The sequence below is a fragment of the Streptomyces sp. NPDC056144 genome (genome assembly GCF_042264145.1).
Classification (GTDB): domain Bacteria; phylum Actinomycetota; class Actinomycetes; order Streptomycetales; family Streptomycetaceae; genus Streptomyces.
On record NZ_JBHJVF010000008.1, the window covers coordinates 16,296 to 29,235 of the forward strand.

General features: G+C 72.2%; 11 protein-coding genes. 4 read left to right on the forward strand and 7 right to left on the reverse strand.

Annotated elements, in window-relative coordinates:
- Positions 1-37: 37 nt before the first annotated feature.
- From ACFC0Z_RS23760 to ACFC0Z_RS23785, 6 genes are all read right to left on the reverse strand, one after another.
- Positions 38-985: a dihydrodipicolinate synthase family protein gene (locus tag ACFC0Z_RS23760; RefSeq protein ID WP_376441368.1), complete on the reverse strand. Its 948-nt coding sequence runs from the start codon at positions 983-985 to the stop codon at positions 38-40.
- On the reverse strand, positions 976-2,292 hold the full coding sequence (locus tag ACFC0Z_RS23765; RefSeq protein ID WP_376441371.1) for an aspartate aminotransferase family protein: 1,317 nt from the start codon (positions 2,290-2,292) through the stop codon (positions 976-978). Before ACFC0Z_RS23765 ends, ACFC0Z_RS23760 begins: the two co-directional genes overlap by 10 nt.
- Entirely contained in the window at positions 2,292-2,423 is a 132-nt protein-coding gene (locus ACFC0Z_RS23770; protein ID WP_260146133.1) for a hypothetical protein, read from the reverse strand. The genes ACFC0Z_RS23765 and ACFC0Z_RS23770 overlap by 1 nt, the downstream gene beginning before the upstream one ends.
- 73 nt (positions 2,424-2,496) lie before the next feature.
- The gene (locus ACFC0Z_RS23775; RefSeq protein WP_376441373.1) at positions 2,497-4,344 is read right to left on the reverse strand and encodes a carbamoyltransferase; all 1,848 of its coding nucleotides are present in this window, start codon (positions 4,342-4,344) and stop codon (positions 2,497-2,499) included.
- Entirely contained in the window at positions 4,345-6,543 is a 2,199-nt protein-coding gene (locus ACFC0Z_RS23780) for an iron-containing redox enzyme family protein (RefSeq protein ID WP_376441376.1), read from the reverse strand.
- Between the two features lie 92 nt (positions 6,544-6,635).
- Complete coding sequence (locus ACFC0Z_RS23785; RefSeq protein WP_376441379.1) at positions 6,636-6,851, reverse strand: hypothetical protein; 216 nt, start codon at positions 6,849-6,851, stop codon at positions 6,636-6,638.
- Positions 6,852-7,105: 254 nt separating this feature from the next.
- On the opposite strand from ACFC0Z_RS23785, the gene ACFC0Z_RS23790 reads away from it, so the two are divergent.
- From ACFC0Z_RS23790 to ACFC0Z_RS23800, 3 genes are all read left to right on the forward strand, one after another.
- Positions 7,106-7,990 (forward strand): LuxR family transcriptional regulator, encoded by an 885-nt coding sequence (locus ACFC0Z_RS23790; RefSeq protein WP_376441381.1) that lies wholly within the window; start codon positions 7,106-7,108, stop codon positions 7,988-7,990.
- A 169-nt stretch (positions 7,991-8,159) separates the two neighbouring features.
- Positions 8,160-8,855, forward strand: coding sequence for a CDGSH iron-sulfur domain-containing protein (locus ACFC0Z_RS23795; RefSeq protein WP_376441384.1), 696 nt, complete (start codon positions 8,160-8,162; stop codon positions 8,853-8,855).
- Positions 8,856-8,976: 121 nt separating this feature from the next.
- Positions 8,977-10,581: a class I adenylate-forming enzyme family protein gene (locus tag ACFC0Z_RS23800; protein WP_376441386.1), complete on the forward strand. Its 1,605-nt coding sequence runs from the start codon at positions 8,977-8,979 to the stop codon at positions 10,579-10,581.
- 105 nt (positions 10,582-10,686) lie between these two features.
- On the opposite strand, the gene ACFC0Z_RS23805 is transcribed toward ACFC0Z_RS23800, so the two are convergent.
- A complete protein-coding gene (locus ACFC0Z_RS23805) occupies positions 10,687-11,958 on the reverse strand; it encodes a M6 family metalloprotease domain-containing protein (RefSeq protein WP_376441389.1) in 1,272 nt (423 codons plus the stop codon).
- Between the two features lie 273 nt (positions 11,959-12,231).
- Here ACFC0Z_RS23805 and ACFC0Z_RS23810 point away from each other — a divergent pair, with 273 nt between their 5' ends.
- On the forward strand, positions 12,232-12,900 hold the full coding sequence (locus ACFC0Z_RS23810; protein WP_376441392.1) for a TetR/AcrR family transcriptional regulator: 669 nt from the start codon (positions 12,232-12,234) through the stop codon (positions 12,898-12,900).
- Positions 12,901-12,940: the final 40 nt, after the last annotated feature.

The following is a 12,940-nucleotide window of genomic DNA, read 5'->3' on the forward strand; positions in this document are numbered from 1 at the left end:
CATCATCCTTGGGTTGTTCAGGGTGTCTCGGTGGGGTTCAGGGGGTGCCCGCGGCGGGGCGGGCGAGGCCGAGGGCGTCGAGCGCGGCGGCCACCTCCCGCCGTACCGCGGGGGCGAGCCCCTGGACCGGGCGGGGCAGGTTCCCCTCGGAAACCAGCCCGAACTGCTCGGCGGCGGCCGACATCACGCGCAGGCTGCCGTGCTCGCGGAACAGGGCCCAGAGAGGCTCCAGTCCGTCGGAGAGCCGGGTGGCGCGTTCGGCGTCGCCGGCGGCCGCGGCACGGGTGACGGCCAGGGCCGCCTCGGGCAGGAGCCCGCCGACGACCGAGTACCAGCCGTCGCAGCCGGCGTTCAGGCCGGCGGCGGCCTCCCAGTCGCCGCTCACGCCGATGGTGACGGTGTCGGGGATCGCCTCGCGGATGGCGGCGACGTGCTCCCTGGCCCGGTCCGGGCCATGGGGCACGCCGGGGATCTTGAGGGAGCCGACGTTCGGCAGGCGGGAGATCCGGCCGTACAGCTCCAGGGAGAAGTCCACGTGGGTGGTGCCGGGGTTGTCGTACACGCACAGCGGTACCGACAGCTCCCGCGTGACGTCCTCGTACAGGCCGAAGACCTCGTCGTCGGAGAGGGCCTGGTACGTCATCGGGGCCAGCAGCACCGCGCTCGCACCGGCGTTCTGCGCGTCCTCGGCGAGGGCCAGGACGTCGGAGGTGCGCAGGGCCCCGATGCCGACCATGACCGGTGTGCCGGCCGCGGCGTCCACGGCGATCCTCGCGGCGCGGGCGCGTTCGGCGCGGTCGAGGTAGGCGTAGCTTCCGGTGGAACCGAGCGCGCCCACGGAGTCCACGCCCGCGGCGGCCAGCCGGGACACCAGACCGGCGTACGCCTTCTCGTCCAGGCCTCCGTCCCCGAGGGGGGTCAGCGGGAAGGCGCTGAGTCCCGTGAACAGGGCGGCGGGGGTGTGCGCGACGGCGTTCACAGGCACGCCTCGACGACCTCGCCGAAGCGCTCGACCATCGCGTCGATGTCGGACTCGGTCACCACGAACGGCGGGGCGAACAGCACGTGGTTGCCGGCCGAGCCGTCCACCGTGCCGTGTCCCGGGTACAGGAGGAGGCCGCGGTCGAGGCCCTCCTTCTTCATCCGTCCGACGAGTCCCGCCCCGCCGAGCAGCGGTGCGCGGCTCTCCCGGTCCTGGACGAACTCCACCCCGGTGAAGAGGCCGCGGCCGCGGACGTCACCGACGTGCGGGTGGTCGGCGAACCGCTCCCGGAGCCCCTTGCGGAGCTGCTCGCCGCGGGCCCGTACCTGGGGCAGCAGGTCCTCGTCGACGATGGTGCGCTGCACTTCGAGGGCGATGGCGCAGGCCAGCGGGTGGTTGACGTGCGTCTGGCCGTTCTGGAGCACGCCCGAGCCGTTGCCCAGCGTGTCGTGCACGGAGGCGGAGAGGAGGACCGCGGAGATCGGCTGGTACCCGGCGGCCAGTCCCTTGCCGACGGCGACGATGTCGGGCACCACGCCGTCCTCCAGGTAGGCGTAGTGGTGTCCGGTCCGGCCCATGCCCGCCATGACCTCGTCGAGGATCAGCAGCACGCCGTGGCGGCGGCACACCTCGGCGATCCTGGCGAGGTAGCCCGTGACGGGCGGCACGGCGCCGTTGGTGGAGCCGACCACCGTCTCCATGACGAAGGCGGCCACCCGGCCCGGGCCGGTCTGCCGGATCCGCGCGTCGAGTTCGTCGGCGAGCCGCTGGGCGTAGTCCGCCTCGGTCTCCCCCTCCGCCTGGTCGCGGTAGGCGTAGCAGGGCGAGACGAACTCGGCCGGGCCGAGGAGGGGTTCGAAGACCGAGCGGCGCTGGCTGTTGCCGGAGATCGCGAGGGTGCTCAGCGAGCTGCCGTGGAAGCTCTGGCGGCGGGCGATGAAGACCTGCCGGTCGCTCTCGCCGCGCTCGCAGTGGTACTGGTAGGCGATCTTCATGGCGAGTTCCATCGCCTCGGAGCCGCCGGAGAGGAACTGCGCGTGGGACAGCCCCCCGGACTGGCCGACGAGCAGCTCGGCGAGCTCCTCCGCCGGTGAGGTGGTGAAGCTGCCGGCGTGGACCCAGGACAGGTCCCGGGAGTGCCGCTCCAGGGCCTCGGCGATGCGGGGGTGGCGGTGGCCGAGGCTGGAGACGGCCACGCCGCCGCAGGTGTCGAGGTAGCGTCGGCCCTCGCGGTCCTCCAGCCAGACGCCGTGACCGCTGTCGGCCCAGACGGGCTGCTTGCCGATGTTCTTGTACAGGACGCTGGACACTACATTTCCCAAGCGGTCGGGGCGCGGTGCGCGCGGGGGCTGAATCGGGAGGTGCCGGTCACCTTGCGCAGGAGCGCGGCGGGCAGGCAGACGGTGACGAACACGAGGGCTGCGTAGAGGCGCAGGAACATCTCGGATCTCTTCCTGGATCGCGAACGGTGGGGGCCGGCCGAGGACGGGAGCCGGCGGTGGCGCGGGACCGGATCAGTCGAGCGGGACCAGTTCGCGCCAGTCGACGGCCTCGACGAACTCCGGCTGGTCCGCCTTCACGAGCAGGAAGCGGCCGAGGACGAGGACGTCGATGCCCGTGCGCATGAAGCACTGGTACGCCTCCTGCGGCGTCCGGACGATCGGTTCACCGCGCACGTTGAACGAGGTGTTGACCAGGACGGAGCACCCGGTCTCCTTCTTGAAGGCGCGCAGGAGCCTGGTGAACTCGGGGTTGCGGTCCTCGTCCACGCTCTGCACCCGGGCCGAGAGGTCGACGTGGGTGATGGCCGGCAGGTCGGAGCGGACCTCGTTGATGCTGCCGAGGCCGGGGCGGGCCGCGTCGTCGCCCCGGTGCACGGCGATGTGGTCCGAGACCCGGGAGACCATGAGCATGTACGGACTCTCCATCCGGAGGTCGAAGTACTTCTCCACGTCCTCGCTGAGCACCGCCGGCGCGAAGGGCCGGAAGGACTCACGGAACTTGATCTTGAGGTTCATGGTCTTCTGCATCTCGGCGTTCCGCGGGTCGCCGATGATGGACCGGGCGCCGAGGGCCCGGGGCCCGTACTCCATGCGGTCCTGGAACCAGCCGACCACGGCGCCCTCGGAGAGGTGTCCGGCGGTGGCGGCGTACACGCTCGCGGCCGAGTCGGGGTCGTCGGTGAGCTCGGTGAACGGGTAGCCGTTCCGGGTGAGGAAGTCGCGGATCTCCTCGTCCTCGTAACCCGGCCCGAGCAGCGATCCGCTCATCCCGTCGCGGAGGACGCCCAGGTGCGGACGGCCCGAGACGGGAACGGCCGCGCTGAGCGCCGCGCCGAGCGCGCAGCCGGCGTCACCGGCGGCGGGCTGCACCCAGATCTCGTCGAACAGGCCGGACTCGCTGAGCTTGCCGTTGGACACGCAGTTGAGCGCGACGCCGCCGGCCAGGCACAGCCGCCGTTCGCCGGTGAGCTCCGCCGCCCGCCGGGCGAGGCCGAGGACGGCCTCCTCGGTGACGACCTGCACGGAGGCGGCCAGGTCGCACTCGCGCTGGGTCAGCGGGCCCTCGGGCTCGCGGATCGGTCCGCCGAAGAGCTCCTCGAAGGCGGCGCCGACCATGCGCCGGCCCTTGAGGTACTCGAAGTACTTCAGGTTCAGCGTGAAGGAGCCGTCCGGGCGCAGGTTGATCAGTTCGCGTCGGATCAGGTCGGCGTAGCGGGGTTCGCCGTACGGGGCCAGACCCATCAACTTGTACTCGCCGGAGTCCACCTTGAAGCCGCAGTAGTAGGTGAACGCGGAGTACAGCATGCCGAGGGAGTGCGGGTACGAGATCGAGTTGACCAGTTCGAGGGAGTCGCCCCGGCCGTGCCAGAGGGTGGTGGTCTGCCACTCGCCGACGCCGTCGACGGTCAGGACCGCGGCGCTCTCGAAGGGCGAGGGGAAGTACGCGGAGGCGGCGTGGGAGCGGTGGTGCCGGGACGCCCGCGGCGTGGGCGGGGTGCCGCGGCCCAGGGCCAGCAGCTCCCGCTCGACCTCGTCGAGCGCGTTCCGCTTCCAGCGCAGCCACTGCGGGTACACGGCGTTGAAGGCGCGGAAGCCGCCCGGGCCGGAGCTGCGGAAGGAGGAGCGCACCCGCTCGTACTTGAGCTCGGGGTCTTCGTAGTACGCGACCTGGGCGAGGTCGCTCAGGTCGATTCCGGCGTGGTCGAGGCAGTACCGGATCGCCTCCCGGGGGAAGGCGGAGTCGTGCCGCACCCGGGTGAAACGTTCCTCCTGCGCGGCGGCGACGACGACCCCGTCCTTGACGAGCGCGGCGGCACTGTCGTGGTAGTAAGCCGAGATTCCGAGGATGTACGAGGTCATCTATCCGATCACTTTCACTGCGGGGTGGTGCATCGAGGGCCGGGACGCGGGGACGCCCTGTCCGGTCCGGGAGGCGGCACCGGTGGGGAGGAGCCGTCGGAGGGAGCTCCGCAGCACGGCCATCGGGCCGTCGTCCTCGGGGGGCACGGTGGCGAGGGAGGCGTAGCCGACGCGTACCCGCTCCCACTCGGCCCGGAGCCGTTCGGGCTCGGCGGTCGTGATCCGGCGCAGATGGGTGTCGATGGCCTCGGCGGCCCATGCGGAGTGCCCGGTCGACACGTTGTCGATGGTGTTGTGGAGGTCGACGAAGTGCGTGCTGAAGCCGTAGTGCTTCAGGAAGCGGCGGGCGCTGCGGTAGCTGCCCCCCACCCCGGAGAGCTCCATGGCCAGGTTCAGGCCGAGGATCTCCGGGAGGAACGTCCGGGGCAGTTTGCCGATGGACAGCCAGTACACCGGCAGACGCAGCGACTCCTCGCGGATGCGCTCGTCGTAGGCGAACTCCCGGCTGCCGGTGGGCGGCAGATCGACGCCCATCTGCCGCAGCCCGTCCCGGTAGATCTTCGGGTGGTTGAGCGGCATCTCTCCGTTGCCGAGCTCGTCCCAGTAGATCTCGAAGAGGGGGAAGCCGACCCGTGAGGACGCCAGGTGGACGTCGGTGAACCCCTGCAGCCAGGCACCGTCGATCAGCGTGAGCGGAGCGAGCTGCACGGTGGAGTCCACGATGTCCTCGCGCGAGGGCAGCGCCCCCGGGTCCGACTCCGTGAAGGCCAGGTCGTGCTGGTCGTGCTGGTCCAGCAGCCAGGCCCGCAGGCCCTCCCGGGGCCACGCGGCCGGCAGCGCCCGGCCGTCGCGGTCGACGTTCTCGCGGCTGGCACGCAGCCAGCCCTGTACGTAGTCCACGGCGTAGGCCCGGCTCCACGGGGACAGCGCCCGGCCCTGGAGCTGGTAGTACGCCTCGCGCAGTTCCATCGCCGCCTCGGCCGCCCCGGGGGACGGCGCGGAGGCCGGACGGGGGGCCGGCGCGGGGTAGCCGGGGACCGGGGCGTCGGCCGTGCCGTCGTCCGAGCCGTCGTCCGGCACGGCGGGCAGGCTGTCGATCCACCGGTTGATGACGTGGACGTCCTCGGGGGTGAAGATGCGGAACATCCGGCCGCGCGGTCCGATCAGCCCGCGGACCAGGGGGCTGCGCGTGTGGTCGCCCGGCCTCACCAGCTTGCTGCCGGCCAGAGCCCTGACCAGCGGCAGCGGTTCCGTCTGGGCCTCGCGGAACCACTGGGCCAGCGGCCGGTCGCCGAGCGTGAAGTCATGGTGGTACACGGCCGCCTCGCGGGCGCGCCGCCGGATCAGCTCGGCCACGGCGCGCTCGGGCTCCAGGGCGGCGGCGCAGCGGTCGAGCAGCGCGGAGCTCCAGCGGTCCAGCGCGCCCGCCATCCACGCCGCGCCCCGGGCGACGCGCTCCCCGGCCCCCGGCACCTCGTCGGCACACAGGTCGGCGAGGCGCGCGGACAGCGCCCTCGGGTCTTCGAGGCCGGTCTGCCCGGAGGCGGTGCCGGGGTCGAGCCGGGACCAGTCGATGGCCGACTCGCGGTACGGGCGCAGGGCGGCGAAGGCCGGAAGCAGGCCCAGCGAGCGCCAGGCGAGGTCCGCGCCGACGAGTTCGAAGAAGAACGCGTCACTGCGCCGGCTCATCGCGAGCAGGACGGCGGGGAGGGCGAAGAGCGCGTCGTCGATGTCCGCCACGCTCGCCAGTTCCTCGGCGGGCAGCGAGTGCTCGTGGAGCAGCTCGCGCTCCAGGAGCAGCCGGTACTCGTCGTACCGGCAGGCCCGCGGCCTGCCGACACCGATGTCGTCGGCGAGCAGCGTCAGGGCCTGGAGCTGGAGGTCGTCCTCGAAGACGCCCGGCGCGCTCAGCCCCTGAAGGCAGACGCCGAGGACGGACGCCATCGGGAGCGCCTCCACCAGGAGACTGCGGATCACCAGGTCGAGGGCCTCGGGGCTCTCGTGGGCCGCCCTCCGCAGCTGGTCGGCGTGCCGCACGTCCTCGCGCTGGCGCTCGACCTCGCCCAGGATCCGGTCAGAGGTGCCGGTGTCCCGCTGTTCGCGCTCCGGCCCGGCGACCTGCTCCATGAGCGCCCGCACCTGCGACACCTCGAAGAGCGCCTCGGGCTCTACGGCCTCTGCGTAGAGTCTCCGCCACACTGCCTGTTCCCCCATCCTTTTCCGTGGCCATGACGTCGGCCATGGCATGCGACATGACGGACTTCAGAGCTCCGTCGAACCGCCGTGCTCGATCACGCACCCCACTGGGAGTCCTCCGGAACGGCGCTTCCCCACTGCGAGTCCCGCAGGACGGCGCTTCCCCACTGGGAGTCCTCCGGAGCGGGGCTGCCCCACTGGGAGTCGCTCGGGAGGGCCACCGACAGGGAGCCGGTGCCCGCACCGACGAGACCGGCGATGACGAGCGCGGCCTGGGCGCTCAGGGCAAGGCGAAGCCACAGCTTGGACATGTCAACCTCTGCTTTCGTCGTCCCCGGTCCGCGTGTTGTCAGCGGATCCCCCGGCGGGACTTCAACCATCATGAGGTGCGGTTTCAAGCCAGTGAGCTGCATTTGGCAGCATGAACAGGCAATGCGCAAACACGTAGGGGGGACATATGTGCACAGACCATGGAGATCCATCCGGAGACCTCTGCGAGACGGGTCTGCGGTACTACTCCGATCTGCTCGGTGACACGCCTCCGAAGGGGGAACCGCCGCGCTGTTTGCTGGAGTTCGACCTGGTCAGAAGGCTGTCGAACGACGAGTACACGCCCTTGGCCCCCCGGATGGCGGCCTCGGCCCGGATGGGCCGCCTGGAGGAGGCGATCCAGGAGAAGCAGCGCGCTCTGGAGGCCATGAGGGCCTCGGTGTTCGAAGCGGAGCGTGTGTATTTGGACAGTCAGGTCTGGGGGAAGGCACGACTCATCCGTGAGATCCGCGGCGCCGAGGCCATCAGTACGACGCTCTCGGCGGCCGTCCGTTCCTGCCGGCGGGAGCTGCTCACCGCCCAGCCCGGTGGCGGACGCCCGCAGGAGCTCCTGGAGACGGCCCTCGCCGACGACCTCAGCGCCCTGGGCCGCGGAATCCGGCAGAAGACCCTCTACCAGCACACCATCCGGTCCCACTCGCCGACGCTGGCCTACGCGGAACGGATCTGCGAGGCGGGCGGCGAGATCCGCACGGTGGACGAGGTCTTCGACCGCCTGATCATCTGCGACCGCGAGATCGCGTTCGTCCCGGATCCCGAAGCGGTCCGCAGCGACCTCGCCCTCGCCATCGAGCATCCAGGGGTCGTCCGGTACCTGGTGGGCGTCTTCCACCACACCTGGCAGCGCGCCTCGCCGATCCGCTCCGAGGTGATGAGCCACGTGACCCCGTCGGTGACCAACGACATCCGTCGCGCGGTGCTCCAGCTCATGATCGAGGGCCACACGGACGCGGTCATCGCCTCCCGCCTCGGCATGAGCCTGCGGAGCGTCACCAATCACATGCGCTGGGCCTCCGACCTGTTCGGCAGCCGCAGCCGTGCCCAGCTCGCCTACCGGATCGCGCGCAGCGGTTTCCTGGACGAGCCGAACGGCGACTCACCGGTCGCGGAAGCGTGTTGATGCCGCTCGACGTCCGCCTGACGTCCGCCTGACGTCCGCCTGACGTCCGCTTCCGAGGCCGTACGGACGGTTCTCGGGCGGGGTGTGCGTGTCCCGGGGAGGGCGGGGTGGGCGGGGGCCGAAGGTTTCCCTGCTGTCCCCAGGCGCCCTCGTCCCGTACGGAGTCCCCATGTCCGAAACCCCCCACGTCCAGGTCACCGAGAACGGCCCCTACGTCGTCACCGGGGGCGTGCCCCTGACCCGGCACTCCATCGTCGCCGATGCCGAGGGAGGGTCCAGGGACTGGCGGCAGGAGGAGGAGTACGGGACCGGGAGCGAGTACCGGCTCTGCCGGTGCGGGCAGTCGGCGGCCAAGCCGTTCTGCGACGACAGTCATGAGCGCGTCGGGTTCGACGGGCGGGAGAGCGAGGCCGCCCGGGTGCCGTACCTCCGGCAGGCGGGGGAGCTGGACGGGCCCGAGGTGATGCTCACCGACGCCGAGAAGCTGTGTGCCTTCGCCCGGTTCTGCGACGTCGACGGGTCGATCTGGGCCCAGGTCCAGAAGCCGGGCAACGCGGAGCGGGTCGAGGCGGAGGCGGGGAAGTGCGTCGGCGGGCGGCTCGTCGCCTGGAAGGCGGAGGGCGAGGCGGCGAGGCCGCTGGAGCCGGAGGCCGCGCCGTCCATCGCCGTCGTCGAGGATCCCGCCCAGGGGGTTTCCGGGGGGTACCGGGTGTGGGGCTCCGTGCGGATCACCGGTGCCGACGGGCACCCGTACGAGGTGCGCAACCGTGTCGCGCTGTGCCGTTGCGGGGCCTCGCGGAACAAGCCGCTGTGCGACGGTTCGCACGCGGCGATCGGGTTCCGGGACGACATCAGCGCCGGTTGACCCGTGTCCGGGCGGCGCATAGCGTCGCCGTGCCTGCCGCCGTGGGCAGGGCCGGTGAGCGCTTGGGGGTCTCGTGGGAGTGGGAGTCGGAGTCGGAGCCGGATCTGGAGTCCGAGCCGGAGTGGAGCGGCTGACCGCCGACGGGGCGCCCTTCGCCGTCGCCGACGGGGCGTACGTCTCCGGTCCGGGGACCCTGCGCGAGTTCGTCGAGGTCGTGTGGGGGTACGGCGACCGGGTCTTCCTCGTCTCCGAAGAGACCAGCCTCACCTACCGGGAGTTCTTCGACGCCGCCTGCGGGCTCGCCCGGCAGCTCGTCCAGGAGTACGGGCTCCGCCCCGGCGACCGTGCCGTCGTCGCCATGCGGAACCTGCCCGAGTGGCACGTCGCCTTCTGGGCCGCCCAGCTCGCCGGCCTCGTCGCCGTACCCCTCAACGCCTGGTGGACCGAGGCCGAGTTCACGTACGCCCTCGACGACTGTTCCCCCGGCGTGCTGCTGGTCGACGGGGAGCGGGTCGGGCGGGTGCGGGAGTGGGCCGTCGCCCACCGTGTGCCGGGGATCGTCTTCCAGGGTCGCGAGGAGGAGGGGTTCCGGGCGTACGTCCCCGATCGCGACCCCTACCTCGGGCCCCCGCCCGTCGACGTCCTCCCCGAGCACGACTCCACGATCATCTACACCTCCGGCACCACCGGCCGCCCCAAGGGCGCCGTCGCCACCCACCGGGCGCAGGTCGGGGCCGCCATGAACCCCGTGTACTTCGCCGCCGCCGCGGCCCTCGCGCGCGGCGCCGTCCCCGGGACCGGGCCCACGCCCGTCTCCCTCACCACCTTCCCCTTCTTCCACGTCGCCGCCTTCACCTCCTTCTACGCCGTGATGGCCGCCGGCGGGACGCTCGTCATGATGCGGAAGTGGGACGCCGGGGTCGCGCTGGAGATGATCCGGAAGCACGCCGTCACGCACTACGCGGGCGTTCCCACCACCGCCCTCCAGCTGCTCGCCGCCGCCCGGGAGGCCGGTGACCCGCTGGAGAGTCTCGTGCTGCTCTCCACCGGCGGCGCCGCCGCCCCGCCCGGCATCGTCGCCGGGCTGACCGCCGCGTACGGCGAGCGCGTCGAGCCCCGCAACGGCTACGGGCTCACCGAGACCTGCGGGGGCGTGCTGTCCAACGTCGGCGCCGAGTACCGCGCCCACCCCGGCAGCGTCGGGCGGGCCTCGCCCGTGACCGAGGTGCGGATCGACCGGCCCGACGCCGACGGCGTGGGGGAGCTGTGGCTGCGCGGACAGTCGCTGATCCGCGGGTACTGGGGGAACGAGGACGCGACCCGGGCGGCCTTCGCCGAGGGCGGGTGGTTCCGCACCGGGGACCTCGCCCGCGTCGACGGCAGCGGGCGCGTCACCGTCGTCGACCGGCTCACCGACATGGTGATCCGAGGTGGCGAGAACGTGTACTGCGTCGAGGTCGAGGCCGCGCTGCACGACCACCCGGACGTGCTCGACGCCGCCGTGCTCGGTGTGCCGCACGAGCTGCTCGGCGAGGAGGTCGTCGCCGTCGTACGGGTCCGTGACGCGGCGGGCGCGGACGTCGAGGCGCTGCGCGCGCACGTCGGCGCGCGGCTCGCCGCCTTCAAGGTGCCGTCCCGGGTGGTCGTGAGGGAGGACGAGCTGCCGCGCAACGCCACCGGGAAGGTGCTGAAGCGGGAGCTGCGGGCCGTCTTCAGCGGCGCCTGACCTTCAGCGGCGCCTGACCTTCAGCGGCGCCTGACCTTCAGCGGCGCCTGACCCTCAGCGGCGCCTGACCCTCAGCCGCGCCTGACCCTCAGCCGCGCGTGACCGTCAGCGGCGCGTGACGCGGATCCGGTACGCCCCCGTCGGCTCCTCCGACAGGACGCTGATCCGGATGCCGTTCGCCCGGTCCGTGAACGTCTCGCCCGGGCGGTAGGGCGCGTCCGACAGCTCCGCGTGGACGTTCGGCCGTCGCGTGCAGCCGCCGCTCGCGTGGTCGCTGTCCGAGACGGTCACCGGTCCGTGGCCGGTGTCGACGTCCGACTCGACCCGGTAGACGAGTACGCCCTGCTCGCAGACCGCCTCGTCGTTGCCCTCCTTGCTGCGCACCTCCACCGCGTACCCGGAGGTGCCCGACAGCGGGATGAACGCCAGCTTGGGACCGCCGGGGACGGCCAGCGGGGTCAGGGTGTAGTCGGTCGTGCCGGTCCGGGACGCGCAGCCGATCTGGTCGTTGTCGAGCCAGCCCAGCTTCCACTTGTGCCAGCCGAGCAGGTCGTTGTTGGCCCCCCAGTCCTCGGACATGATGTCCCAGTGCCCGACGGTGCCGCCGCCGTCCGCGGTGTAGAGGTCGGGCAGGCCGAAGACGTGGCCGTTCTCGTGCGGCAGGACGCGGTAGCCGGTCTCCGCGAAGCTGCCCGAGCCGTCGTCCTGGCGGCTGTAGACGAAGGACGTGTTGGCGAGCGGCACGCCGTCGGCGTACGGGGCGTCGTCGTTGCCGGAGAAGGTCACCGACAGGACCGTGTCGAGGGCGGAGGGGCCCGCGTTCGGGGTCACGAGGACGTTCAGGAGGTCGTACGCGCTGAAGTCCACGCGGGCGTCGGCCGCCTTCACGATGTCCTCGACGAAGGCGCGGTAGCCCGGCTCGTACGGTGAGCCGCGCTCGATCCCGTACGAGGAGAACGGCCGCGGCATCCGCAGCCAGTCCGTCACCGGGACCTCGGCCTGGTACTTCAGGCGGCCGTACGAGCTGATGCGGAACCAGTCGGCGGTCTGCGGGAAGAACTCGCGGAAGCGGCTCGTCGCCGTGCCCTGCCCGGCGGCGTCCGGGAAGTCGACCATCAGGTTCAGGGCCCTGATCCGGCCCGTGGAGCGGACGTACCCGGGGGCCGTCGGCAGCCCCTCCGACATCTGCACACCCATCGTGGTGGCGATCCGGCACGGCCCGAGCTGCGCGCCGCTCGGCGCGGCGGCCACGGGGCCGGCCGAGGCGGGGACGGGGTCGGGCAGTGTCGTGCTCGCGGAGGCGAGCAGCGCGAGGGAGAAGGCCGCGGTCGTCGCCAGGGCGACGGGTCTGCGTATCCGTCGGCGGGGGTGCTGCATCCGGGCGCCTCTCCGGTGGGGGGCAGGGCGGGGCGGCAGGACCGGTACGAAGATCGGCGCCGTGCGATCAGCCTGGAGCGCGCGGGGCGGGGGCGCGCGCCGGGAGGGACCGATCGTGTGGGCGGGCCGGTATTCCGCGCGGCGTGTCGCATGTGACCTACGTCACATGACGAACGGGAAATAAGTGGGGCCGTACTCCCCGTTTGAACCTGTGTTCGCCGAAGTGGGGAGTTGTTCCCCGGATGGTTCGACCCAGTCAGTGGAGGTAGTGGCGTGAGCAGCAGCTCGGACACCGCGCCCGTCCGTCGCGTACCCCGGCCGCGCGCCGACGCCCTGCGCAACCGCGAGCGGATCGTCACGGCCGCCCGCGAGATGTTCGTCGAGTTCGGCCCCCAGGTGCCGTACGACGAGGTCGCGCGCCGCGCCGGCGTCGGGAACGCCACCCTGTACCGGAACTTCCCCGAGCGCCCCGACCTCGTCCGCGAGGTCGTCCTCTCCCTCATGGCCGGCATCACCGAGCTCGCCGAGCGCGCCGCCGAGGAGGAGGCCGACACCTTCGCCGCCCTCCGTCGCTTCACCCACGCCGCCGCCGACGCGCGCATCGGCGCCCTGTGCCCGATGCTCGACGGCGCCTTCGACAAGGACCACCCCGACCTGGTCGCCGAGCGCGACCGCCTCGAAGAGACCGTCCAGGGTCTCGTCGGGCGCGCGCAGGCGGCCGGCCGGCTCCGCGCGGACGTCGGCGTCGGCGACCTGATGATCGCCGTCTCCCAGCTGACCCGCCCGCTCCCGGGCACCGCCTGTCTCGACTTCGACCAGTTCGTCCACCGTCACCTCCAGCTGTTCCTCGACGGCCTGGAGGCGCCCGCCCGCTCCGAACTGCCAGGGACCGCCGCGACCCTGGAGGACCTGAGACGCGATTCCGTGTGCGAGCGGCCGTGACGCAGACGGCGGCCCCATAGCTCCGCAACTCCCCTTACTT

Excerpts from the sequence above, each read along its gene's own strand:
- ACFC0Z_RS23770 (WP_260146133.1), bottom strand. The coding sequence starts at position 2,423 with ATGTTCCTGCGCCTCTACGCAGCCCTCGTGTTCGTCACCGTCTGCCTG.
- ACFC0Z_RS23775 (WP_376441373.1), bottom strand. The coding sequence starts at position 4,344 with ATGACCTCGTACATCCTCGGAATCTCGGCTTACTACCACGACAGTGCC.
- ACFC0Z_RS23785 (WP_376441379.1), bottom strand. The coding sequence starts at position 6,851 with ATGTCCAAGCTGTGGCTTCGCCTTGCCCTGAGCGCCCAGGCCGCGCTC.
- ACFC0Z_RS23795 (WP_376441384.1), top strand. The coding sequence starts at position 8,160 with ATGTCCGAAACCCCCCACGTCCAGGTCACCGAGAACGGCCCCTACGTC.
- ACFC0Z_RS23805 (WP_376441389.1), bottom strand. The coding sequence starts at position 11,958 with ATGCAGCACCCCCGCCGACGGATACGCAGACCCGTCGCCCTGGCGACG.